Annotated in this window: 23 protein-coding genes; 12 read left to right on the forward strand and 11 right to left on the reverse strand. The window is 63.0% G+C overall.

From position 1 onward, the window contains the following. Positions 1-21: 21 nt before the first annotated feature. From B5G12_RS00960 to htpG, 8 genes are all read right to left on the reverse strand, one after another. Positions 22-483 (reverse strand): GNAT family N-acetyltransferase, encoded by a 462-nt coding sequence (locus B5G12_RS00960; protein WP_087322958.1) that lies wholly within the window; start codon positions 481-483, stop codon positions 22-24. Next, positions 480-611 carry a hypothetical protein gene (locus B5G12_RS15055; RefSeq protein WP_275532633.1) on the reverse strand — a complete coding sequence of 44 codons (132 nt, stop codon included), beginning with the start codon at positions 609-611 and terminating at the stop codon, positions 480-482. The genes B5G12_RS00960 and B5G12_RS15055 overlap by 4 nt, the downstream gene beginning before the upstream one ends. Next, the gene (locus tag B5G12_RS00965) at positions 608-1,144 is read right to left on the reverse strand and encodes a flavodoxin domain-containing protein (protein WP_087228051.1); all 537 of its coding nucleotides are present in this window, start codon (positions 1,142-1,144) and stop codon (positions 608-610) included. The genes B5G12_RS15055 and B5G12_RS00965 overlap by 4 nt, the downstream gene beginning before the upstream one ends. Positions 1,145-1,164: 20 nt before the next feature. Beyond that, positions 1,165-1,626 carry a DUF1648 domain-containing protein gene (locus tag B5G12_RS00970; RefSeq protein WP_087322961.1) on the reverse strand — a complete coding sequence of 154 codons (462 nt, stop codon included), beginning with the start codon at positions 1,624-1,626 and terminating at the stop codon, positions 1,165-1,167. A 33-nt stretch (positions 1,627-1,659) separates the two neighbouring features. Continuing rightward, positions 1,660-1,782 (reverse strand): hypothetical protein, encoded by a 123-nt coding sequence (locus B5G12_RS15060; protein WP_275532634.1) that lies wholly within the window; start codon positions 1,780-1,782, stop codon positions 1,660-1,662. 26 nt (positions 1,783-1,808) lie between these two features. After that, the gene (locus B5G12_RS00975) at positions 1,809-2,642 is read right to left on the reverse strand and encodes a TrmH family RNA methyltransferase (RefSeq protein WP_087322964.1); all 834 of its coding nucleotides are present in this window, start codon (positions 2,640-2,642) and stop codon (positions 1,809-1,811) included. A 10-nt stretch (positions 2,643-2,652) separates the two neighbouring features. Further along, positions 2,653-3,777 (reverse strand): 5-bromo-4-chloroindolyl phosphate hydrolysis family protein, encoded by a 1,125-nt coding sequence (locus B5G12_RS00980; RefSeq protein WP_087322967.1) that lies wholly within the window; start codon positions 3,775-3,777, stop codon positions 2,653-2,655. Positions 3,778-3,921: 144 nt separating this feature from the next. Further along, a complete protein-coding gene (gene htpG / locus B5G12_RS00985) occupies positions 3,922-5,850 on the reverse strand; it encodes a molecular chaperone HtpG (protein ID WP_087322970.1) in 1,929 nt (642 codons plus the stop codon). Positions 5,851-6,214: 364 nt separating this feature from the next. Here htpG and B5G12_RS00990 point away from each other — a divergent pair, with 364 nt between their 5' ends. The 3 genes from B5G12_RS00990 to B5G12_RS01000 all read left to right on the forward strand — a co-directional run bounded on the left by B5G12_RS00990 (position 6,215) and on the right by B5G12_RS01000 (position 8,104). Beyond that, positions 6,215-6,997 carry an alpha/beta hydrolase gene (locus tag B5G12_RS00990; protein WP_087322973.1) on the forward strand — a complete coding sequence of 261 codons (783 nt, stop codon included), beginning with the start codon at positions 6,215-6,217 and terminating at the stop codon, positions 6,995-6,997. 125 nt (positions 6,998-7,122) lie between these two features. Next, positions 7,123-7,563, forward strand: coding sequence for a hypothetical protein (locus B5G12_RS00995; RefSeq protein ID WP_087228057.1), 441 nt, complete (start codon positions 7,123-7,125; stop codon positions 7,561-7,563). 34 nt (positions 7,564-7,597) lie between these two features. Then, positions 7,598-8,104: an HD domain-containing protein gene (locus B5G12_RS01000; RefSeq protein ID WP_087322976.1), complete on the forward strand. Its 507-nt coding sequence runs from the start codon at positions 7,598-7,600 to the stop codon at positions 8,102-8,104. Between the two features lie 65 nt (positions 8,105-8,169). Here B5G12_RS01000 and B5G12_RS01005 read toward each other — a convergent pair whose 3' ends face one another. After that, on the reverse strand, positions 8,170-8,694 hold the full coding sequence (locus B5G12_RS01005; protein WP_087322978.1) for a GNAT family N-acetyltransferase: 525 nt from the start codon (positions 8,692-8,694) through the stop codon (positions 8,170-8,172). Positions 8,695-8,717: 23 nt separating this feature from the next. Then, positions 8,718-9,482 carry a DUF975 family protein gene (locus B5G12_RS14565; RefSeq protein ID WP_158099662.1) on the reverse strand — a complete coding sequence of 255 codons (765 nt, stop codon included), beginning with the start codon at positions 9,480-9,482 and terminating at the stop codon, positions 8,718-8,720. Positions 9,483-9,663: 181 nt separating this feature from the next. Between B5G12_RS14565 and B5G12_RS01015 the strand changes: the two genes are divergently transcribed. The 4 genes from B5G12_RS01015 to B5G12_RS01030 all read left to right on the forward strand — a co-directional run bounded on the left by B5G12_RS01015 (position 9,664) and on the right by B5G12_RS01030 (position 15,028). Continuing rightward, on the forward strand, positions 9,664-10,779 hold the full coding sequence (locus tag B5G12_RS01015) for an alpha/beta hydrolase (protein ID WP_087322981.1): 1,116 nt from the start codon (positions 9,664-9,666) through the stop codon (positions 10,777-10,779). A 38-nt stretch (positions 10,780-10,817) separates the two neighbouring features. Continuing rightward, positions 10,818-12,275, forward strand: a complete 1,458-nt coding sequence (locus B5G12_RS01020; protein ID WP_087322984.1) for a transglutaminase-like domain-containing protein — start codon at positions 10,818-10,820, stop codon at positions 12,273-12,275. A 13-nt stretch (positions 12,276-12,288) separates the two neighbouring features. Further along, positions 12,289-13,650: a DNA recombination protein RmuC gene (locus B5G12_RS01025; protein ID WP_087228062.1), complete on the forward strand. Its 1,362-nt coding sequence runs from the start codon at positions 12,289-12,291 to the stop codon at positions 13,648-13,650. Positions 13,651-13,828: 178 nt separating this feature from the next. Beyond that, the gene (locus B5G12_RS01030) at positions 13,829-15,028 is read left to right on the forward strand and encodes an FprA family A-type flavoprotein (RefSeq protein WP_087322988.1); all 1,200 of its coding nucleotides are present in this window, start codon (positions 13,829-13,831) and stop codon (positions 15,026-15,028) included. Between the two features lie 43 nt (positions 15,029-15,071). On the opposite strand, the gene B5G12_RS01035 is transcribed toward B5G12_RS01030, so the two are convergent. Next, the gene (locus B5G12_RS01035; RefSeq protein ID WP_087228064.1) at positions 15,072-15,620 is read right to left on the reverse strand and encodes a DUF1836 domain-containing protein; all 549 of its coding nucleotides are present in this window, start codon (positions 15,618-15,620) and stop codon (positions 15,072-15,074) included. Between the two features lie 163 nt (positions 15,621-15,783). Between B5G12_RS01035 and B5G12_RS01040 the strand changes: the two genes are divergently transcribed. The 5 genes from B5G12_RS01040 to recD2 all read left to right on the forward strand — a co-directional run bounded on the left by B5G12_RS01040 (position 15,784) and on the right by recD2 (position 23,570). Beyond that, a complete protein-coding gene (locus tag B5G12_RS01040) occupies positions 15,784-16,644 on the forward strand; it encodes a DegV family protein (RefSeq protein ID WP_087322991.1) in 861 nt (286 codons plus the stop codon). A 401-nt stretch (positions 16,645-17,045) separates the two neighbouring features. Next, entirely contained in the window at positions 17,046-18,572 is a 1,527-nt protein-coding gene (gene cls, locus B5G12_RS01045; RefSeq protein ID WP_087322993.1) for a cardiolipin synthase, read from the forward strand. A 452-nt stretch (positions 18,573-19,024) separates the two neighbouring features. Further along, entirely contained in the window at positions 19,025-19,549 is a 525-nt protein-coding gene (locus B5G12_RS01050) for a lipoprotein (RefSeq protein ID WP_087322996.1), read from the forward strand. A gap of 200 nt (positions 19,550-19,749) precedes the next feature. Further along, the gene (locus B5G12_RS01055) at positions 19,750-21,123 is read left to right on the forward strand and encodes an MATE family efflux transporter (protein ID WP_087322999.1); all 1,374 of its coding nucleotides are present in this window, start codon (positions 19,750-19,752) and stop codon (positions 21,121-21,123) included. 233 nt (positions 21,124-21,356) lie between these two features. Continuing rightward, positions 21,357-23,570 carry an SF1B family DNA helicase RecD2 gene (recD2, locus tag B5G12_RS01060; protein ID WP_087228069.1) on the forward strand — a complete coding sequence of 738 codons (2,214 nt, stop codon included), beginning with the start codon at positions 21,357-21,359 and terminating at the stop codon, positions 23,568-23,570. Positions 23,571-23,631: the final 61 nt, after the last annotated feature.

Here is a 23,631-nt window from a genome sequence, read left to right on the forward strand (position 1 = left end):
CCGGCTTGTAAGGGATCGCGTTTATGCGCCGCCTTCGGGCGGCGCTTTTTTGTGGGCGGCGGCCTGCCAGCCCATGGTGTATTCTTCCTGGCCGGTGGCGGGATCGATGCCCTGGCCCAGGATCTCAAACCCTTCCCGGCGGTAAAAATCCAGGGCGCGGGGGTTCTTTTGATAGGCGTGGAGCCGCAGGGCAGGCTTGTGTTCTTTGGCGCAGTCCAGCAGCAGCCGGCCTACTCCCTGGCTGCGGGCGTCCTGGCTCACAAAGATCCCCTCGATCCACTGGCCCACAAGGCCGATGAAGCCGTCGATTTGGCCGGCCTGGTTCTGGTGCACGTAGACCTCTGCCCGGGGCAGAGCGGCCCGCACGGCTTCCCGCTGCTCTTCCCAGTACGAGCGGGGGATAAAGCTGTGGGCCTGGCTGTTGGCGTCCAGCCAAAGGCGTACGACGGCGTCCAGATCTTCCGGCTGAAATGGGCGGATCATACAAAAACTCTCCTTTCAGGGGTCTGCGCTTTCGGGGCGCAGGTTGGTGTAGTATAAGATCTCCTTTCGGTGATCTCCATCATTTGACGAGTGAAGCGCAGGCTGCCGCACACCGTGAGGATCTTCATGACAGAGCCTCCCGGATGGCCGCAAGGACAGGGTCCAGGGTGCTTTCGTCCACGAAATCCACCTGTTTGCCGTAGGTTTCCAGCATGGCCCGGGTCTCGGCGTTCTGCTTTTCGGGGGGCAGCTTTTTGGCATGGCTGCACAAAAGGGACATCATGGTCTTGTGCATCAGGTTCAGCTTACTGTAATCGATGCCGCCCCGCAGATGGAAGATCTGACTGCGCGCCAGCACCGCCGGAGGCACCTGCAGGGAGATGGAGCGGCGGATGTTGGCGACGTTGGCCGGGTCGGCGGGGTCGGCCAGACCCACCGTGACGATCATCAGCCGGGCGTCCTGGGGCAGGGCCTGCAAGGTCTGCTTGAGCCCTTTGACCCCGCCGGCATACAGTCCCCCCAGGTGGACTGCCAGCCTGCATCCCGCAAGGTCTGGCTTGTGCTGCGCATTGTGGACGGGCAGGCCGGACATCCGGCCCAGGGCTTCGGCGTAGCGCCGGGTGGTTCCGTACTGGCTGCCATAGAGGATGACGGATTCCATAAAGACTCCTTTCGTTGCGATCATTGGCTGCGGTAGGCCCGCAGCATCCACCCGCCCAGATTGCCCAGCAAAAGGGCCAGCGTCACCGGCATGAACCAAGCCGGCAGCGGCCGGGCCAGGATGGAGCAGAGGGCCAGAAAGCCGAACACAAGGGCCATCAGCAGCTTGGTGCTGCTGAGCAGGTGGAGCAGGGCGGCATAGACCCGGGTCTGGTTTGCTTCAGTGATCTGCAGGCCCCCGGTATTCCACAGGGCGGGGAAACGGCCGATCACCGACAGCAGCCCATAGAGGACCCAGGCCACACCCAGCAGCGCTGCCAGACTGGTCTTGCTGCCCCACCGGTCGATCTCGCCAAAGGCGTTGTAGTGCATGGGCACCCGGCTGGGCAGGGCCTGCCAGCGGGCAGCCAAAAACACACTGATCCCCGCCAGCACCAGCAGCGCCAGCGCATTCAGCAGGCGGTCCAAAAAAGCAGGCTTCATAAAGGTACTCCTTTGCGGCTTCCAGGGCGGGATTCAGTTGTTTTTGTTGTCCTTGCCGCCGGTGTGGCGGTCGACGAAGGACTGCCAGGCCTTGCCCCGCAGCAGCATGACGCCGCAGACGACCAGTGCGGCGGCAATGAGGATGACGATCTCCATAGGAAAACCTCCTTTTGCAGAAAAACTCACCCCCTCGCCCGGAGCTGCCAGAAGGCCACGGCGCTGGCGGCCGCTACGTTCAGACTGTCCACCCCGTGGGACATGGGGATCCTGGCGGTGTAGTCGCAGTGGGCGATGGTGTCGGCGGTCAGGCCGTCCCCTTCGGTGCCCAGCACCAGGGCCAGCCGGGGTTCGGCCATCAGGGCGGGGTCGTCGATGGACACCGAACGGTCGGTCAGGGCCAGGGCGGCGGTCTTGAAACCAAGAGCCTTCAGCTGGGTCAGGCCGGCAATGGGCCAGTCGGCGGGCTCGGCGCCGATCTGGGTCCAGGGCACCTGAAAGACGGTGCCCATGCTCACCCGCACCGCCCGGCGGCACAGGGGGTCGCAGCAGGAGGGAGTCACCAGCACCGCGTCGATGTGCAGCGCCGCCGCCGAACGGAAGATGGCCCCGATGTTGGTGGAATCCACGATGTTTTCCAGCACCGCCACCCGGCGGGCGTCCCGGCACAGAACTTCCACGCCGGGCAGGGCGGGACGGTGGAAGGCCGCCAGTATGCCGCGGGTCAGCTGGTAGCCGGTGAGGGCCGTCAGGATATCCCGGTCCGCCGTGTAGACGGGGGTATCAGCCGGGCAGCGGGCCAGGATCTCCTGGGCCGGACCCTCGATCTTCCGCCGTTCCATCAGCAGGGAAAGGGGAAGCAGCCCCGCGTCCAGGGCCCGCGCAATGACCTTGGGGCTCTCGGCAATAAAGACCCCTTTTTCCGGCTCCAGGCGGCTGCGCAGCTGGGCCTGGGTCAGGCGTGCAAATACGTCCAGGGCGGGATCGGACAGGTCGTTGATCTCGATGATATGCGGCATAGGCTCTCCTTTATGAGGGGTTGGAGGTGAAGTCGCTGTGCCCCGACAGGCCGTCCAGGCTCAGCATCCCTTCCAGGGCGGCGATGTCCGCCGACACGTCCAGTGCGTCCGACTGGAACAGCTTGTCCAGCTGGTTTTCAAAGGCGGTGACCAGCAGGTCGAGCGAGCGCTCGATGCTCTGCTTGGTTTTGGCGATGTTCTCACCGTCCACCCCCTGGCTGTCCAGCTGGGCATAAGTGTGCAGCAGCTTGAGGGAGGTGGGCAGGTAGTAGCTGGTAAACTTGCGCAGCTGCTCCTCCTTGTCCGGGTCGGCCTCGGCCAGGGCGAAGATGCGTGCGCTGACCTGCTCCAGCCGGTCGGCCTTGCCCTTCATGTCGGGGTCGGTGATGGCCTGTCCGGCCTGATGCAGCTGGCGCAACAGTTTCTGGTACTGGGTCTCCCCGCCGGTATCGGGTTGGGGCTCGGGAGCGGGCTGGGCAGGGATGGGGGCCGGGCCCCGCACCACCAGAAAGCCGGTGCGGTTGTCGATGTAAGCATCCGTGCCGAAATAGCCGTGGTCGATGGCGTTTTCCAGCACCTTGCGGCCCTCTTTTTCGGTCAGGCCCGCCGCCGCGAACAGCTCGTCCAGGGGGATGTTGTCCCGGCCGCCCACCACCTTGTCCAGCTGGCGCTCCAGGCGGCGGCTCCGGCGGATCACCAGGCCCAGGGCCAGCGCGCCCCCGCCGCCCACGATCATGGTCAGATTGGAGAACACATCGTTCCACAGGCTATAATAGATGCTCTCCGGCAGGCTGAGCACCCCGGCCAGCAGCACAAGGCCTCCCAGGACGGTGCACCACTTGATCAGGGTCTGCTGGCGTCGGCGGGACTTGCGCTGTTCGTCGGCCGTCATGCCGTCGGGGGTATAGTGGACACTGTAATCGTAGGCTGCCTTTGGGGCGCCGGCCTCTTGGGGGCGGAAAGCGGCGCCTGCGGACCGGCCCTCCTGAAAGGCATTCCGCTCTTTCTTTTCCGCATCCCGGTCGATGGTCCGCAGGATAAACAAAACCACCGCCAGCCAGGGGACGGTGCCCAGCAGGACCAACAGGAAAATGGTGGGGATGCGGGCAAAATAGTGTTTGTGCTCCAGCTGCATCGTGACGAAACCTCCTGACAAAACGGCAAAAAAAGCCGTGTTCCCCTTTATTATAATGGAACACGGCTCGTTTGTTAAGGCTTTCTTATAAGAGAGGAAAAATTTTGATCCTGTCCGGGATGGACGGTGTGCGCGGCCCTCCTGTTATTTCATGAGGGCGCAGACGGCGTCGGCGTAGGCGACAGGGTCGTCCACCGGCAGGCCCTCGATCAGCTGGGCCTGGGCGTAGAGGATCTGACTGTACTGGTTCACCTTGTCGGTGTCGCCGGCCTCCTGGGCGGCTTTGAGGGCTGCAAAGACCGGGTGGCTGGCGTTGACCTCCAGCACCTTGTCGCTCTTGACATCCTCGCTGCCGGGCTGGCGGGACAGGACCTTCTCCATCTCAATGGACAGGGGGCCCTCCGACGACAGGCAGACCGGGTGGTCCTTCAGCCGGGTGGAGACCTTGACCTCCTTGACCTTGCCCTCCAGGGCGGCCTTCATGGCGTCGAACAGGGACTTGTTCTCGGCGGTGGCGTCCTCGGCGGCTTTCTTCTCCTCGTCGGTCTCAAGACCCAGGTCGCTGCCGTTGATGTTCTTGAACTCCACGGTGCCGTCCTTGCCCTCGGCATCCTTGCGGGGGAAGCTGTGCATGATCTGGAAGCAGAACTCGTCCACGTCCTCGGTCAGCAGCAGCAGATCATAGCCCTTGTCCAGCACCAGGGCGGCGGCGGGCAGCTTGGCCAGCCGGTCGGCCGAGTCGCCGGCGGCGAAGTAGATGTACTTCTGCTCGGCGGGCATCTTGTCCACATACTCCTGCAGGGTGACCATCTTCTGCTCCTTGGCGGAGTAGAACAGCAGCAGGCCCCGGAGCAGCTCGGTGTGCATCCCATAGTCGGAGTAGACGCCGAACTTGATCTGGCGGCCGAACTCTTTCCAGAAGGCTTCGTACTTCTCCCGGTCGTTGACCAGCATGGCGTTCAGTTCGTTCTTGATCTTCTTCTCCAGGGCGTTGTGGATCAGCTTGAGCTGGCTGTCCTTCTGGAGGGTCTCACGGCTGATGTTGAGGCTCAGGTCCTGGCTGTCCACCACGCCCTTGATAAAGCTGAAGTAATCGGGCAGCAGGTCGGCGCACTTGTCCATGATCAGAACGCCCGAGGCATACAGGGCCAAGCCCTTTTCGTACTCTTTGGTGTAGAAATCGTAGGGCCGGTGGCCGGGCACGAACAGCAGGGCGTTGTAGTTGGCGGTGCCCTCGGTGCGGCTGACGATCACCCGGGCCGGGTCGGCATAATCCCCGAAGCGGTTCTTATAGAACTCGTTGTACTCGGCGTCGGTGACCTCGCTCTTCTGCTTCTTCCAGATGGGGACCATGCTGTTCAGGGTCTCCAGTTCGGTGTACTCTTCCCACTCGGGCTTGTAGTCCTCGGGCTTGGGATCGGGTTCGGGCTTCTGGCGGCTCTTGGTGCGCTCCATCTGGATGGGGTAGCGGATGTAGTCGCTGTACTTCTTGACGATGGCGGCCACGCCGTACTCGGACACATAGTTGTCGTAGTTGTCGGTGTCGGTGTTGGGCTTGATGTGCAGGATGATATCGGTGCCGGCGGTCTCTTTTTCGGCGGGGGTGATCTCATAGCCTTCCACCCCGCTGGACTCCCACTGCCAGGCCTGGTCGCTGCCGTAGGCCTTCGAGATGACGGTGACCCGGTCGGCTACCATAAAGGCGGAGTAGAAGCCCACGCCGAACTGGCCGATGATGTCGATGTTCTCATCCACGTTTTCGGCCTTGAAGTCCTGGCTGCCCGAGTGGGCGATGGTGCCCAGGTTCTGCTCCAGCTCCTCCCGGGTCATGCCGATGCCGTTGTCCGATACGGTCAGCATGCGGGCGTCCTTGTCCAGCGTCAGCAGGATGCGGAAATCCTCCCGGTCCATCCCCACCGAGGTGTCGGTCAGGCTCTTGAAATAGAGCTTGTCGATGGCGTCGGAGGCATTGGAGATCAGCTCCCGCAGGAAGATCTCCTTGTTGGTATAGATCGAATTGATCATCAGGTCCATCAGCTTTTTGCTTTCGGCCTGGAACGGCTGCATTGCCATAGCAAAAACCTCTTTTCTGGTATGGATAGTTAGGGTGTATCTGAAAACTCCCTAACGCTGTTCTATTCTACCAAAAAGCCCCATCTGCCGCGTTGCATTCGCTTGCATTCCACAAAGGAGTGCAGCGCTCATGCGCCTTGCATCTGGCGTTTTTTGGCGAATATCTCAGCATTTTTGACTTCTCAGATACACCCTAGCACTCATAGTTTACGAGTGCTAATATACACCGTTTTGACCTGAAAATCAAGAGGGAAGGGGCTTCCTTCATAAAAAGTTTAAAAATCCCCCTTTCCAGCCGGGGCGCTGTGAGGTACAATAGGGGGCAGGCAGACCATCCAGGTCGTATAGATGGGAGGATAAAAAGATGAAGATCGAGACGTTGAACCCCTGCGGCAGCCGGCTGACGGTCTATCTGCGGGATGCAGAGCAGGCCATGCCCCTGTTCCAGACCCGGCCTTTGGTGCTGGTGATCCCGGGCGGCGGCTATGAGCACGTCAGCCCCCGGGAAGGGGACCCGGTGGCTCTCCGCTTTTTGGCAGCGGGCTACCATGCGGCGGTGCTGCATTACAGCGTGGGCGAACAGGCCCGGGATTACCGCCCCCTGGCCCAGGTGAACGGGGCGCTGGCTGCCCTGCGGGCCCATGCGGCCGAGTGGGGCATCTGTCCGGACAAGATCGCGGTGTGCGGTTTTTCGGCAGGGGGGCACCTGGCGCTGTCCTCGGCTGTGCTGGACCTGCCCGACCCTGCGCTGCCGGCCGGCCAGCAGCGCCCCGACGCCCTGATTTTGGGTTATCCGGTGGTGAGCGCCGGTCCCTGCGCCCATCGGGGCAGCTTCGTGCAGCTCAGCGGCAGCCGGGATGAGGCCAGCCACCTGGCCTTTGGCCTGGAGGACAAGATCACCTCCCGCACGCCCCCGGTCTTTGTGTGGCATACCATGGACGACAGCACCGTGCCGGTGGAGAACACCCTGCTGCTGGTGTCCGCCCTGCGCAAGGCCCAGGTGCCCTGTGAAGCGCATCTGTTCCCTCACGGCGTCCACGGCCTGAGCGTCTGCACCGCCGAGGTCAACACCCCGCTGCCCCATGCGGCCCACTGGTTTGCACTGGCCTGCGAGTGGCTGGGGGAGACCCTGGACTTCCACCCGTAAGGGAAAGGCGACTTTTTCGTAAATACGATGAAAAGATTGTGGAAACCGATTGACACGGGCCACCTGTTTTTGTATACTATGGAGCGGAGGGCATCCGCTCTGTACGGCAAAGGAGAGCGAGAGATATGCCGTTCCGTGACGACCAGCCCAGGATATCGGTGAAGGGCCTGCTGCTGCAGGCTTTCCTGACCGGATGGGAGAAGTCGGGCAAGGCCATCCCCCAGGACGAATATCTGGACAGCTCGATCCGGGTGATCGAGAAACTGCAGGTGGAGCCTGAGACCCTCTATGCAGAGGAGGGACTGGGCCTTTTGGACGGGGACCATGTGGACCACCTGGAGGATCTGCTGCGCGCCGACGGCGCATGGCTGTACTATGGGGTGGAAGCCGAAAACTTCTTCCTGCTGCAATGGTATCCGGACCAGGCCTCGGCCCAGGCCAAGCTGGCCGACCTGGAGGCGCTGGGGGATGGGGTCCAGTATGTGGTGGATCTGACCCTGCGCCGCGAAAACCCTTCACAAGCGGAATATTTTGGGGATTCATCCCCGGTGCAGCTGCGTTCCTGACGGCGGCCCGGGGCCTATCTTAGGGAGGAAACCTATGATCCTGTCTGAAACAGAACACAGCTGCCTGCGGGGCATCCTGCAAGCCTACGAAAAGGACCCCCGTGTGCTGGAGATGGACAACTACATCCAGCACGGCAGTGTGACCACCTACCAGCATTGCTGGAACGTGGCCCGGGTGAGCTTCTGGATCAACCGGCGGTTCCATCTCGGCGCAGATGAGACGGCGCTGGCGGTGGGGGCGCTGCTGCACGATTTTTATCTCTACGACTGGCACTGTGCAGGCCGGTTCCAGCTGTGCAGCGGGCTGCGCAGCATCTTCAAGATGCACGGCTTCATCCACCCGCTGCTGGCCAGAGAGAACGCCGAGCGGTGCTTTTCCCTCAGCCCCAAGGTGCGCAACATCATCCGCAGCCATATGTGGCCCCTGACTTTGCTCCACGCGCCCCGGTGCCGGGAGGCAGTCATCGTCTGCATCGCCGACAAATACTGCGCGGTGCTGGAGGCCCTCTACCGCGACCGTCAGAAGGCCATCTGCGTGTGAGCCCCCTTTTACATCCATACAAAACAAAAGCCTGTGCCCTTTAAAAGGCACAGGCTTTTTTGTCTTTAAAGCTTGATGTATCCCGGGGGCTCGTCGGCGGCACAGCGCCGCTCCATCAGCCAGGTGTCCAGCCAGCGGCCGTGACAGTCCCGGGCGATCCGCTCCCGGCGGCCCACCACCCGGAACCCGCATTTGGCGTGCAGGCGCCGGCTGGCCTCGTTGTCCTGGAGGACGGTGGACTGCAGGGTCCAGTAGCCGGCGGCCTCGGTCTCGCGGCACAGGGCGGTCAGCAGGTGGTATCCGTAGCCGTGGCCGCGGTAGCGCTCCCCCACATAGATGCTCACCTCGGCCACCCCCCGGTAGCACCAGCGCATATTCACCCGGGACAGCACCGCCCACCCCGCGATGGCCCCGTCGGGGGCCAGGATCACCAGCCGGCACTCCCGGATGTGGGAGGCGTCCCACGCCCGGTAAGGGGGACAGGCAGTCTGGAAGGTGGCGTGTTCGGTGGCGATGCCCTGGGTATAGATCTCGGCCACCTGGGGCCAGTCCTCTGGCCGCATGGGCCGGATCGTCATTTCCTGTTCCATGAAAATTCGTCCGTTCTTTCGTATCAGAAATCGATGGGAGCGCCCTGCAGCTCGGCCTCGGTGACATAGCCGGAGGCGATCACTTTGGCCCGCATGGCTGCGTAGAGCTCGGCATTGGTGGTTGAGGTATAGGGCTGCACAAACAGGACGCCGATGCCCAGCAGCAGGCTGCCCAGCAGGTTCCATCCCAGGAAGGACAGATCCAGCACAAAGATGTTCCACTTTTCGCCGTCGGTCATCATGGTGCTGATCTCAAAGGCGCGGCTGGCGTCCATGCCGGGATTTTCAGCCAGCAGCCAGCCGACGAAACGGTACTGGTAGGACTTGACGATGCCGGGAACGATCAGCAGCAGGCTCCACAAAACGATCTTCAGGTTGAGCAGGAACATGACCCACACCGTGTTCCAATAGCCATAGGTAAAGCTGGAAAACAGCATACCCAGCCGGGCGGGAGCGGTGCGGTTGAACAGCAGGTAGCGGTTTAGTCCCACCTGGATGGCCGGGCTGACCAGGATGGTCCAGCACAGCGCCGCAAAGAGGAACAGAAGGATGGCCAGGGTGCCCAGCGTGAAAAGATAGGGCAGCAGCAGGGAATAGGGAAAACCCTGATTGCTGGCCAGCTGGGCGGCTTCCTGGGGCAGGCTGGATGCGCTGTTTGAGCCGACGTTGTACCGCAGCTCGATGGTGCCGCACAGCAGGGAAGCGATGAGGCAGGCGAGAAAGACCTGCCAGTAGCTGCGGCTCAGCACATGTTTGGCGTTGGTCTTTAAAAGTTTGCGTGTCCACATAAAAAGGACCTCCTCCTTTGCAACCAAAATCAAAGGGCACAGCAACAGTATAGCAGATTTCGCCCCAAAGCACAATGCGACGGTTTTGTAAATGTTTTGACAAGGAGCCCTTTGGAGGGTACAATAGAAGAAACTGCGCCGCCGGCTGGCGGAGAGATGACAGGAAAGAAAGGTACTTCTTATGACGATCACAGGCAAGATCCAAAAGAGGCTTTGTGCCGGCGCGGCCCTGGCGATGCTGGCGGCAGCGCTGCTGATGCCTGCACAGGCAGCCGGCGCCCCCCATGTGACCCCTGACACCACGGTGGCCGAGATGCGGGCCAATGAGGGGATCATGGGTTCGGGGGTCAATACATGGGACAGGGGAGACTTGCTGCCCGAACAGCCCTGGATGTACGGCCACTGGACGCTGCGCCGGTTCATCGGACCCACGGTGGAGGACGGCGTGGCCGGGCTGAACCTCATCATCGACAACTATAATCAGGGGGTGCAGGTCACCTACCCGATCTATACCCCCGAGGAGATCGCGGCAGACCCCTCCCTGGCCGAGGTGGAGCTGTATTATTTCCCTGCCACCCAGCCCGGCGCCAAATATGCCCTGGTGCTGGCGGGCAATATGTTCGAGCGCACGTCGGTGGTCAAGGAAGCCTGCGGGGCGGTCAGCCAGCTGCACGAGATGGGCTATGGGGCCTTTATCCTGCGCTACCGCATCGGGCGCGACCTGAAAGACAACGCCAACTACAAGGACCTGGTGCGGGCAGTGCAGTTCATCACCGAGAACGCCGAAAGGTTCGATGTCCAGGCCGAGGACTATGCTCTGGTGGGCCACTCGGCAGGGGGGCAGCTGTGCGCCATCTTTGGCACCGACCGGATGGGGTACAGCAATTACGGCCTGCCCAAGCCCGGGGCGCTGCTGCTGGCCTACCCCATCATCAATTATATGTACAGCAAACCCGCCTTCTTTTACCTCTACGACGGGGCGGAGCCGGGGGACCACCTGGCGCCGGGGGACTACTATTACAACATTGAGGTGGCGGCGGAAGTGAGTTCCGATTTCCCGCCCACCTTCCAATGGTACGGCCGGAATGACAATACCCTGAAGGGGATCTTCTTCCCCCTGCAGAGCCCCGCGCTGGATCGGGCCCTGGAGGCCCATGGCGTCATGCACCAGATGCTGGTGTTTGACAATGCGCCCCACGGCAGCGCCACCGGCACCGGCACCGACGCGGAGGGCTGGCTGTACCAGGCAGCCGCCTTCTGGGAACAGGCGGTGGCTGCACGGCACGCAGGCGGGTAAGACAGAGCAGTGACCTATCCCAAAAGAGAGGTGATTTTATGCCCCGAGATCTCAATGAAACCTTCCGCAGCCTGAATGAGGGCCTGCCCGGCGATATCGCCAGACTCAAGGCCGCAGGGTATTTTGCCGAGGCCATCGCCCGGATCGACGAACGGCTGGCCGAGGACTGGTCCGCCACCCAGAACGGCCCGGGTCTGGCCGCCAACCCCACCCCCCGCGGGCCGGACGGCCAGCGGGAAGCGATGACAGCGCAGCGGGAGATCATGCGCCGTCTGCCCCTGGAGTACCCTTACGACCAACAGCAGGCCGTGGCTAAAATGCAGGCCAAGGTGCCGGATTTCACTCTGGAGGAGCTGCAGGCCCTGGAGCGGGCCGGCCGGGTGGACTGGCGCTTTGTGGAAGGGGAAAAGCACTACCTGGACCGGTTCGATGAGACGCTGCTGGACACCGACCCCAGCTTTGCGGCCCGGCAGGCATCGCCCCCGCCCCGGGACGGCCAGGCTCTGGCCCGCCGCAAGGCGGTGCACCAAAAGATGAAGCAGCGGGGGTCTGCCCGTGCGCGCATCACCCTGGCCACAGGGGTGGGGATGTCGGACCAGGCCTTTGCCCGAGCGCTGGCCAGGGCCAAAGCCGAGGGCCGGGACAGCGTCCATGTGCGGGCCTGGCTGCCCCTGCCGGCGGCCTGCCGGGCCCAGAGCGACATCCGGCTGGAGGAATGGTCGGTGCAGCCCACCTTCATTGCCCTGGCCGACGTGCCCCAGCGCACCGCCTATTGGGAGGCCGACCTGACCGAGAACCGCTTCTTTACGGCGCGGTACAGCTACATCAGCACCGCCCGCTACATCGAGCCGATGGACGCGGTGCCTGACAGCACCCAGCCCAGCTTTGACACCGCCGAGGAGCCGCCCCACATCGTGTTCACTCCCTTCCTGCGGGCGCTGGCGGCCCAGCTGACCCAGGGGGTCACCAGCCCGGTGGAAAAGGCCCGGCGTTTCTATGACTACATCACCCTGAACGTCCGCTACCACTACCAGCCCGCCTATTTTGTGCTGGAGGACATCCCCACCTGCTGCGCTGCCGACCGCCGGGGGGACTGCGGCGTGATGGCCCTGACCTTCATCACCCTCTGCCGCATCGCGGGCATCCCCGCCAAATGGCAGAGCGGCCTGGCGGTGGGACCGGGCAAGTGCGGCTGCCATGACTGGGCCAAGTTCTACATCGAGCCCTGGGGCTGGATGTACGCCGACTGCTCGTATGGGGCCTCGATGGCCCGGGCAGGGGAGGAGGAGCTGCGCCGCCACTACTTTGGCAGCCTGGACCCCGGCCGGATGGTGGCCAACCGGGCCTTTGGCGCGCCTTTCGATCCGCCCATGTACGGTTTCCGGGCGGACCCCTACGACAACCAGACCGGCGAGGTGGAGGCCGACGGCGTGGGCCTGTACGGGGACCAGGTGGTCAGCACCAAAGAGACCCTGTGCTACGAAGAATTGGATTGACCAGGAAAGGTATATGATGGAAATGAGCATTGTACTCTGCCTGCTGCTCGTGGTGGGCGATATCCTGCTGGTGGTGCTGCTGCTGCGCAGCCGCCGCCCCGATGACAACGCCCGGGAGGAGATGGAACACTGGCTGTCCGAACAGCTGGCCGCCCAGGCTGCCGACTTTGACCGGAGACTGCGGGCCAGCCAGGCCGCCCTGGCCGACCAGAACTATGCGGCCATCCGGGGGGTCAAGGACGCGGTGGAGGGTATGGCCCGCCAGATGACCGACAGCCAGGGGGTCCAGCAGAAAAACCTGGAGGGCCGGGTCCAGAGCATGGAGCGCACCCTGGAGAGCCGCCTGCGCACCCTGGAACTGTCCAACAGCCAGAAGCTGGAGGATATGCGCCGCACCATGACCGAGGGGATGGACGCCGTCCGGGCGGAGAGCGCCAGGAAGCTGGAGGAGATCCGCCATACGGTGGACGAGCAGCTCCAGGATTCCCTGCAAAAACGGGTCAGCGAGAGCTTCCGGACGGTCAGCGATCAGCTGGAGCAGGTGTACAAGGGCCTGGGTGAGATGCAGACCCTGGCCGCCGATGTGGGCGGCCTCAAACAGGTGCTGTCGGGGGTCAAGACCCGGGGCATCCTGGGTGAGATCCAGCTGGGCGCCATCCTGGAGGAGATCCTGGCCCCCGAACAGTATGCCACCAATGTGGCCACCATCCCCGAATCGGCCAACCGGGTGGAATTTGCGGTGCGGCTGCCCGGAGCCGACGGCCAGAACATCTGGCTGCCCATCGACTCCAAGTTCCCGGGGGACACCTACGCCCACCTGCAGGACGCCTATGCCTCGGGGGACGCCCAGGCCGTGGAAGCGGCCCGCCGCGCCCTGGAGCAGGTGGTCCGCGCCGAGGCCAAAGACATCCGCACCAAATATGTGGAGCCCCCCTATACCACCAACTTCGGCATCCTGTTTCTGCCCTTTGAGGGGCTGTATGCCGAAGTGGTCAACTTGGGCATGGTGGAAAAGCTCCAGCGCGACTACCAGGTCAATGTGGCGGGCCCCAGCACCATGGCCGCCCTGCTGAACAGCCTGCAGATGGGCTTCAAGACGCTGGCCATCCAAAAGCGCTCCAACGAGGTGTGGCAGGTGCTGGGCGCGGTCAAGACCGAGTTTGAGAAGTTCGACAAGGGACTGTCCCGCCTGCAAGACCGGCTGCGCCAGTCCGACCGGGAGCTGGATGACCTGATCGGCACCCGCACCCGGGCCATCAACCGCAAACTGCGTTCGGTGCAGTCTCTGGACGACGCCAGCGCCGCCGCCCTGCTGGAGCTGGACGCGGCTCCCGGCCAGCCGCCCCGGGCCAGCCTGACCGGCGGGGAAGAATGAGCGGATTTTTTATCCCGTGAGCGGTTTTGGCATTGCTTTTTCCATATGAATATGGTATGATAACAGCCGCGAAGGAACCAGGGCGCCGCCGCAGGCCCGGTCACGGCCACCCCGGCCCGGCGCCCTTTGCAGTAAAATGGAAATGATAGGAAAAAATGGAAGGAAAGGACGACCCGCCATGAACGTATACAAGACCCATGTCACCGATTCTGTGTTGGGCATCAGCATCAACGACACCACCCTGGATCTGTTTGAGAGCCAGTACCCGGTGCCCACCGGCGTCAGCTACAACTCCTACCTGATTCGCGACAGCAAGACCGCCGTACTGGATACGGTGGACGCCCGCGCCACCGACGCCTGGCTGGAGGCACTGGAGGCGGAACTGGACGGCGCCGCCCCCGATTATCTGATCGTCTCCCATGTGGAGCCGGATCACTCGGCCAATGTGGCCCGCCTGGCCGCCAAGTATCCCGCCATGCAGGTGGTGGGCAACGCCAAGACCTTTGCCTATCTGGAGAACTTTTTCCCCGGCGCCATCGCTGCCGGCCGCAAGGTGATGGTGAAGGACGGCGATACCCTGGAGCTGGGCAGCCACACCCTGCACTTTGTGTTTGCGCCCATGGTCCACTGGCCCGAAGTGATGGTCAGCTATGAGTCCAGCGAGAAGATCCTCTTCTCGGCCGACGGCTTTGGCCGGTTCGGCGTGGTGGCCGACGGCGACAGCTTTGACAACTGGGTGGAGGATTCCCGCCGCTACTTCCTGAACATCGTGGGCAAGTACGGCCCCCAGGTGCAGGCCCTGCTGAAGAAGGCCGCCGCCCTGGACATCGCGCAGATCTGCCCCCTGCACGGCCCCGTGCTGAAGGGCGACCTGACCGGCTATCTGCACCTGTACGATACATGGTCCAGCTACAAGCCCGAGGCGCCCGCCGAGATCCTGGTGGCGTCGGCTTCCATCCACGGCCATACCCTGGCCGCCGCCCGTACCATGGCTGAAAAGCTGCGTGCCGCCGGGGCCAAGGTCATCGAGATCGACCTGTGCCGCACCGATGTGTCCTATGCGGTGGCTGAGGCGTTCCGCTGCGGCAAGATGGTGCTGGCCTGCGCTACCTACGACGGATTCCTGTTCCCCCCGATGGAGACCTTCCTGACCCACCTCAAGACCAAGAACTTCCAGAACCGCATCGCGGGCCTGATGGAGAACGGCATGTGGGCTCCCATGGCCGCCAAGCTGATGACCGCATCCCTCACCGGCATGAAGGGGATCACCCTGTGCGAGCACATCGTCAGCATCCACGGCGCGGTCAAGGCTTCCACCGAAGCCCAGATGGACGCCCTGGCCAGCGAGATCATGGCCCGCTGCGCCGCAGCCGACTGAATATAAAAAACGCCCCGGCAGCGATGCCGGGGTATTTTTGTTTTCAGTTCAGGTCGTCCAGGATGTCGGGCCAGAGGGCCTGTTCCTGCCGCAGGGCATCGAACCAGCAGTCCAGATAGATCTTGTGGGCGGCCGGGATGATGGTGCGGCGCAGCAGGTACTGCTCCTCGGTCAGGTCGCTGTCTGTGGGGCGCGGGGCGGCATCCAGGCCGAACACCTGGCCAATGGCAGACTCCAACTCGGCGCAGAAGGTGTTGTAGGCCCTCTCCGCCGTACTGATCTCCTGCTGGATGGCAAAAAGCATCTGGATGTTCTCCATCGACAGCACGTTTTTGACCGCCACGATGTACATGAGGTAAGCGATCTGGTCCCGCATATACTTCTTGCGCACCGGGTGGGTGATAAGGCCCTTTTTGACGTAGTTGCTGACCATCGAGCCGGTCAGCTCCATCCCCGCAAAGGTGCGGAAATGGCTGTTCACATATTGGACGGTCTGGTCCAGATACAGCCCCATGGTCGGCAGCTGGTCATACCGGGGCAGGGCAAAACCCGCGGCAGAAGCCGCAACACGGCGTTTCGTTTCAGCATTCATGATTTCAGTATACAGCAAAACGTTGAAATGTCAACAGAAAACGAAAATAAAAACTTGTGTTAAGATTTTTTGATTGTGTTGACAAGTTATTGAAAACCTGATATGATGAAATCAAATCAAGCTACGGTTGGCTCTGCCGGCTGCAGAATGGAGAGATGTATGTATGAAACGGAAGATCGTGGTGGATTCCTCATCGAATCTGAGCCGGATGCAGGGGATCGACTTTGCCTGTGTGCCCCTGAAGATTATTACCGATGAGCAGGAGTATGTGGATGCTCCTGAGACGGATGCTTTTGCCATGGCCCATGCCTTGCGCAGCTACAAGGGCAAAAGTTCGACCTCCTGCCCCAATGTGGGGGACTTTCTGGCCGCCTATGAGGGGGCGGACGAGATCTTTGTGGTGACCATCACCGGCACCCTGTCGGGCTGCAACAACGCAGCCCGCATGGCCGCCGAAGAATATCAGGACAATCACCCCGGGGCCCGCGTCTTTGTGCTGGACAGCCTGTCCACCGGGCCCGAGATGTGCCTGCTGGCCCGGCGGATGGCGGTCCTGGCGGCCACGGATGCCGCCTTTGATGAGATCTGCCAGGACGCGGAGGCATACAGCCAGCATACCCACCTGCTGTTCAGCCTGGAGTCCCTCAACAATCTCGCCCGCAACGGCCGGGTCAAGCTGACCGCCGCCGTGGTGGCCCGGGCGCTGGGGATCCGGGTGCTGGGCCAGGCCAGCCCCCAGGGCGAACTGGACCTGATCTGCAAGACCCGCGGCGAGCACGGCGTGCTGGAGCGGATCATTCTGGAGATGAAGGCCAAAGGCTATGCCGGCGGCCCGGTGCAGATCGCCCATTGCGACAACGAGAATGCCGCCCGCCGCCTCAAGCTGATGATCGAGGCGGTGTGGCAGAACGCCAGAGCAGAGATCGTCCCCTGCGGGGCGCTGTGCAGCTTCTATGCGGAGCTGGGCGGCCTGCTGGTGGGCTATGAGGACGCGAAAGCGCCTGCGCTGCCCGTAAAAGAATAAGAGACCCCGGCCGGCACGCCTGTGTGTACAGACGGGCCGGTGAGCGTGTCGAAAAACGACACGCTTTAGGGGGAACCCATTTCTGCCTGCTGCGCAGGTCAGAAATTCTTTCCCCCTAATATCCCCCTGGGGACAAAATTTAGCGCTGAACCGCGCACTCGGCCTTTCGGCCTCGCACACTCTCAGCGCTAAATTTCCCTGTATGTGTCCTGTCCATCCGCACATGTCGGCTGGACAGGACTTTTTTGACAGTCTGGCCGGCCCGCCTGTGTGTACAGACGGGCCGGTTTTGTCTCTTTTTGGGGAGGGCGGCTTGCAAAAAGCGCACAGGGGCGGTATACTGTCGGAAAAGGAAAGCGTCCCGGGGCCGGCCGGCAGGCCCCGCAAGGGAAGGAGAAGCTATGTTCAGACTGCCCATTGTCAAATTTTTCAGCCGTTTTGTCAATAAGATCACCATTACCTTTCTGCTCATCCTCATCGAACTGGTGTGGCTGGCCTCCCTCTATCTGCGCCTGACCGAGTACGCGGCCTGGCTGAATGGCGTCATGACTTCGCTCAGCGTGCTGATCATCCTGTTCCTGGTGCGCAAAGATGAAAATCCCGCCTACACCATCGCCTGGATGGCCCTGATCGGCATTACGCCGGTGTTTGGCGGTCTGATGTACCTGTTCTGGGGCAACAAGCGCCCCTCCCGCCGGATGCGCCGCCGGATGGCCGCTGTGGACCGCCGCCACCGCGGGCTGGTGGCCCAGCACCCGGACCAGGTGGCGGACCTGCCCTCCCGCACCCGCCAGCTGAGCAGCTATATTGCAAAGTACGGCCCCTGGCCTGCCTGGCAGAACACCTCGGTGCAGTATTATTCCAGCGGCGAGGAGATGTTCCCCCACCTGCTGGAGGATCTGCGCAAGGCCCAGCGGTTCATTTTCCTGGAGACCTTCATCATCCGCCCCGGCAGGATGTGGAACGCGGTGGAGGATATCCTGCGGGAAAAGGCCGCTGCCGGTGTGGATGTGCGGGTGATCTATGACGATATGGGCTGTCTGACCACCGTACCCTCGGGCTTTGTGGTCCGGCTGGAACGGGCCCACATCCGCTGCATCCCCTTTAACCCGGTGGTGCCTCTGGTGTCGCTGGTGATGAACCACCGGGACCACCGCAAGATCGTTTCCATCGACGGCAACGTGGCCTACAACGGGGGCACCAACTTTGCGGATGAGTATATCAACGCAGAGGAACGGTTCGGCTACTGGAAGGACGCCGCTGTCCGGCTGGAAGGCCATGCGGTGTGGAATTTCACCGTCATGTTCCTGAATTTCTGGAACGCTTTCCGCCCCATGGAGGAGGATTACAGCCCCTTCCGCCCCACCTGCACCGCGCCCACCGACGGGGTGGTGCAGCCCTATGCCGACAGCCCTCTGGACGAGGAGCGTCTGGCCGAGAGCGTCTACCGGGATATCATCGACCAGGCCCAGCGGTATGTCTATATCTTTACGCCCTATCTGGCCATCGGCGAGGATCTGCTCAACTCCCTCAAGCTGGCGGCCAAGCGGGGGGTGGATGTCCGGCTGGTGCTGCCCGGTATCCCGGATAAGCCCATCGTGTTCCGGCTGAGCCGCTCCTACTACCTGCCCCTGCTGCGGGCGGGGGTGAAGATCTACGAGTTCACCCCGGGGTTCATCCACTCCAAGTGCTATGTCAGCGATGACCACATCGCCACTGTGGGCAGCATCAATATGGATTACCGCAGCCTTTACCTCCACTTTGAATGCGGCACCCTACTGATGGGGGGCAGCCAGGTGGCGGCGGTGCGCGCCGACGCCGAAAAGGCCTTTGCCCAGAGCCATCGCATCTCCATCGACGACTGCCGCACCAGCCTGCTGGGCACCCTGCTGGACGACGTGCTGCGCCTGGTCAGCCCCCTGCTGTGATACGAATTTTCAACACGGCTTTGAGAAGCGCTTTGCGGCGCTTGAGCGTGTCGAAAAACGACACGCTCCAGGGGGAACCCATTTCTGCGCGCAGCCGCGCGTCAGAAATTCCTTCCCCCTGGTGGTTGCGGTTCCCTGCTTTTGCTGCGCCCGTCGCAGCGGGCTTGCAAAAGGCAGACCGCTGCCCCTGCTCCGCTTTGGCTGTTTCGTCCGCGGGACGCGCCTCAGCTTCGCAGTCCCTGGGGACAAAATTTAGCGCTGAACCGCGCACTCGCCGCAAGGCGGCTCGCACACTCTCAGCGCCAAATTTCCCTGTATGTGTCCCGTCCATCCGCACATGTCGGCTGGACGGGACTTTTTGATTATCTGCGCTTTTCTGTGCGCATAAAACCGGTCCGGGGCGGGTATACTGGCCCAAAAGCCCCCGCGGGGGCATACAAAGGAGCGAGAAGATGAGAGCAAGACAGTATCTGGCGGCCCTGGCCGCGGCGGTGATGCTGGCCGGATGCGGCCAGACCGGGACGAGCAGTTCGAGCGGAGCCTCATCGGGACAGCAGGCCCTGCGCACCGGCCTGGCCGTCCAGAGCAAGGCCGAGGATGGGGAGATGCACACGGTGGCCGCCGCCGTATGGCTGGACCAGGAGGGCCGCATCCAGCGGGCGGTGGTGGACGAGTTCGAAGGGCAGCTGGCCTCGGGAGAGGACGGCAAAAACACCTGGCCGGAGGACCTGCGCACCAAGCGCCAGAAAGGCGCGGACTATCCGCTGGACAAGGTCTCCTCCATCGGCAGGAGCTGGGCCCAGCAGGCGGACGCTTTTGCCGAACACCTGGAGGGGATGACCGCCAGCCAGGTGCGGGCGGTGCAGACCGATGAGGACGGCTATGCCCGGGACCCCGACCTTTTGGCGGGCTGTACCATCAAGATCGACGATTACCGGGAGGCTGTGGCAGCCGCCTGCGCGGACGCCATGGCCTGATGGTGTGCCCCTCGTGAAAATAGATAGATTTACAGCGGGGAACGCCGCGCGGATTGTCCAAAAATACGCTTGCAAATCAGGGCGATCTGCACTATAATGTCTCCGTTCAAAAACAGCGTCCTGCCCTGATTGGGGCAGGGCGCTTTTGACGGCAAAAAAACGGGTGCACCCGCCTGTGGCGCGGGGCAAGGAGGATGCGTATGACCAAGGATATGACCCAGGGCCGGCCGCTGCAGCTGATTTTGCTGTTTGCGGTGCCTATGATGCTGGGCAGTTTGTTCCAGCAGTTTTACAATATGGCCGACACCATCATCGTGGGCCGCTTTGTGGGCGTGGAAGCCCTGGCGGCGGTGGGCAGCGTGGGCGGCCTGAGCTATCTGGTGCTGGGCTTTGTCAACGGCATTGCCTGCGGCTTTGCCATCCCTCTGGCCCGGTGCTTCGGCGCCAAGGACGGGGATGGAATGCGACGCTACACCGCCAATTCGGTGTGGCTCTCCATCCTGTTTGCGGCGGTGCTGACGGTGGTGACGGTGGCCCTCACCCGGCCCATCCTGGTGCTGACCAACACCCCCGCCGATATCATCGATATGGCCGACGCCTACATCCGCACCATTTTTGCCGGTATCCCCTTCACTCTGCTCTATAATGTCACCAGCGCCTTTATGCGGGCGCTGGGGGACAGCCGCCGGCCCCTCTATTTCCTGATCGTGGCCAGCGTGCTGAACATCTTTTTGGATATCTTCTTCATCCTGGCCTTCGACGCCGGGGTGTTTGGGGCGGCGCTGGCCACCGTCATCAGCCAGGCCATTGCGGGTGTGTGGAGCCTGGCTTATATGGTCCGCAACTTCCGTATGCTGGGCTGGTCCAAGGAGGAGGGCCGCCTCAGCCGGTCCCACTGCGCCGAGCTGTGCCGGATGGGCCTGCCCATGGGCCTGCAGTGCAGCGTCACGGCGGTGGGCAGCATCGTGCTGCAGGCTGCGGTCAACGGACTGGGCAGCGCTGCGGTGGCTGCCATGACCGCAGGCTCCAAGGCGGGCCAGATCCTGTCGGTGCCCCTGGAGAGCATCGGCACCGCTATGACCACCTACACCGGTCAGAACCTGGGCGCAGGCAGCCTGCCCCGGGTGCGCCAGGGCGTGCGGACGGCGCTGGGCATCGGGTGCGTGTACAGCGTGGCCTCCTTTGTGATCCTCCACTTTGTGGATACCCTGCTCATCGGGATGTTCCTGGATACAAGCCAGGACGCGGGTGGCGTCATCATGGCCAACGCCCGGGAGTTCCTGTTCTGGAACAGCGTATTCTACATCCCTCTGGCGGTGCTGATCGTCTACCGCTACTCCATCCAGGGCCTGGGTTATTCGGGCCTGGCCATGTTTGCCGGCGTGGCGGAGATGTTCGCCCGGGCCATGGTGGGCTTTGCCATGGTGCCGGTCTTTGGCTATTGGGCCGGGTGCATCGCCAGCCCGGTGGCCTGGCTGTTCGCCTGTGCTTTCCTGCTGCCCGCCTACCATTTTGTGATGGCCCGGCTGGAGCATCCCGCTGCCGCCGGCACGGTGCGGCTGCGCAAAGCTTGACCCTGTGATCCAGACGGCCCCCTTCCGGCCTGCGGCGCCATGCCGCCTGCCCGGGAGGGGGCTTTTTTTGCGCCGGTGCAGGCCATTTACAAAACCAGTCCGAAAGGGTATACTTAAAATATATTTGCAAACGTCCCGGCCCCTGCCCAAGTGCCGTTTTCGGCCTGCGGCAGAGGCGGCCGAAGGGGCGTATCCGGGGTCGCCCGGATCTTGCGAGAAGGGAGGGCCCGCCTGTGGAGCAGCAGGAGCTGGAGCAGCTGGAAGGCACCGTAGAGGACATTATTTTTGAAAACAGTGACAGCGGCTATACCGTGTTCGAGCTGTCGGGGGGCGGTACCTTGACGGTGGTCTGCGGTACGGTGGGGGAGCTGCACCCGGGCCAGGCCGTGGTCTGCCGGGGCCGCTATGAGAACCACGCCACCTATGGCCGCCAGTTCCATGCAGTGGAATGCATGACCGATATGCCCAAGGATCTGGATGCCGTGTATGCCTTCCTGGCCAGCCGGTCTCTGCCCTATGTGGGCCCCGCCACCGCCCAGAAGATCATCGAAAAATTCGGGGCTGCGTCCCTGGATGTCATCGCCAACCAGCCCGCCCGCCTGACCGAGATCAAGGGAATCTCAGCGGACAAGGCCGACCGCATCCAGCAGGAGTTCAAACGGATGTTCGGGATGCGGGAACTGATCGCCTACCTGGCCCAGTTCGAGATCGGGCCCCGGCGGGCCATGGAGGTGTTCCGCACCTTTGGGCCGGGCGCAGCCCAGGCCATCGCGGCCAATCCCTACCTGCTGTGCGGCGAGCCTTTGCAGCTGGATTTCCGCCATGCGGACAGCATCGCCCAGTATTACCAGATGGAAGGAGACTGCCCCCAGCGGCTGGAGGCGGCTTTGCTGCGCACCCTGCGCCACAATGCCGGCAACGGCCATACCTGCCTGCCCCGGGAGCGTCTGGTGGCCACCGCATCGGCCTTCATCCATCAGCCCGCCGATAAGCTGACCGATGCGTTGGAGCGATGCCTGGCCGGCGGTGAACTGGATTCCCGCAGCCTGGGCGGCGCGGAGTACATCTATCTGCCCGATCTGCTGGCTGCCGAGGAAGCCATCGCCGCCCGGCTGGCGGCCCTGGCGGGGCGGGAGCGGCAGGCCGCGCTCCACCTGGACCGGGATATCCAGACCCTGGAGCTGAGCCAGGGGTTCGCCTATGCCCCCGAGCAGCGGGAGGCCATCCGCCAGGCGGTGACCGAGAACTGCCTGGTGCTCACCGGCGGCCCCGGCACCGGCAAGACCACCACCGTCAAGGCCATCCTGAACCTGCTGGAGAGCCGGGCCGAACGGGTGGCTCTGTGCGCCCCCACCGGCCGGGCTGCCAAACGGCTGTCCGAGCTGACCGGGCGGAAGGCTTCCACCATCCACCGGCTGCTGGAAGTGGATTACAGCGGCGGCGTAGTCACCTTCATCCACAACGAAAAGAACCTGCTCAAGTGCGACGTGGTGATCCTGGATGAGATGAGTATGGTGGATGTGCAGCTGTTCCAGAGCCTGCTGGCTGCCCTGCGGCCCGCCTGCCGGATCATCATGGTGGGGGATGCCGATCAGCTGCCCAGCGTAGGCCCCGGCAACATCCTCAGTGAAGTGATCCGCTCGGGGGCGGTGCCCACCGTCCGGCTGGAGCACATCTTCCGCCAGGCCAGGCGCAGCCTGATCGTGGAGAACGCCCATAACATCGTCAGCGGCCGCCCTCTGCAGAAGGGGGGCAGGGAGGACGATTTCTTTTTCCTGGAGGCGGACGGGGAAGCCTGCCAGAAGCTGGTGTGCGACCTGGTGGCGGTCCGGCTGCCCCGCAGCTACGGGCTGGACCCGGTGCGGGATATCCAGGTGCTGTGCCCCACCAAGATGGGGCCCTGCGGCACCCAGGCGCTGAACCCTCTGCTGCAGGACCTGCTCAACCCGCCGGCCAGGGGCAAAGCCCAGCTGCAAAGCGCCTCCCGGGTGTTCCGGGTGGGGGACAAGGTGATGCAGGTGCGCAACAATTATGAGATCATCTGGCGCCGGGACGGCGGCGAACAGGGAGTAGGGGCTTACAACGGCGACATTGGCATTGTAGAGTCCATCGACACCCGCAGCCGCTCGATGGTGGTGCATATGGACGACCGGCGGCTGGTCTATCCCGCCGAGAACCTGAACGAGCTGGAACCCGCCTACGCCATCACGGTGCACAAGAGCCAGGGCAGCGAGTTTGCGGCGGTGGTGCTGCCTGCGGCAGGGGTGCCGCCCCGGCTGTGCTACCGCAACCTGTTTTACACCGGGGTCACCCGGGCCCGCCGGCTGTGCGTGGTGGCGGGCCGCCGGGACACGGTGGCCGCCATGATGGCCAATGTCCGCCAAAACCTGCGGTACAGCGGTCTGGCGGCCCTGCTGCAGCAGCGTCTGGCCCCAAAAGGCCCGTGAAGGCCGGCGGCTTTTCCGCTGTACTTTTCGGGCGGGATATGGTATACTGAAAACTGGATTT

Source organism: Faecalibacterium sp. An58 (assembly GCF_002161515.1).
GTDB classification, from domain to species: Bacteria; Bacillota; Clostridia; order Oscillospirales; family Ruminococcaceae; genus Faecalibacterium; species Faecalibacterium avium.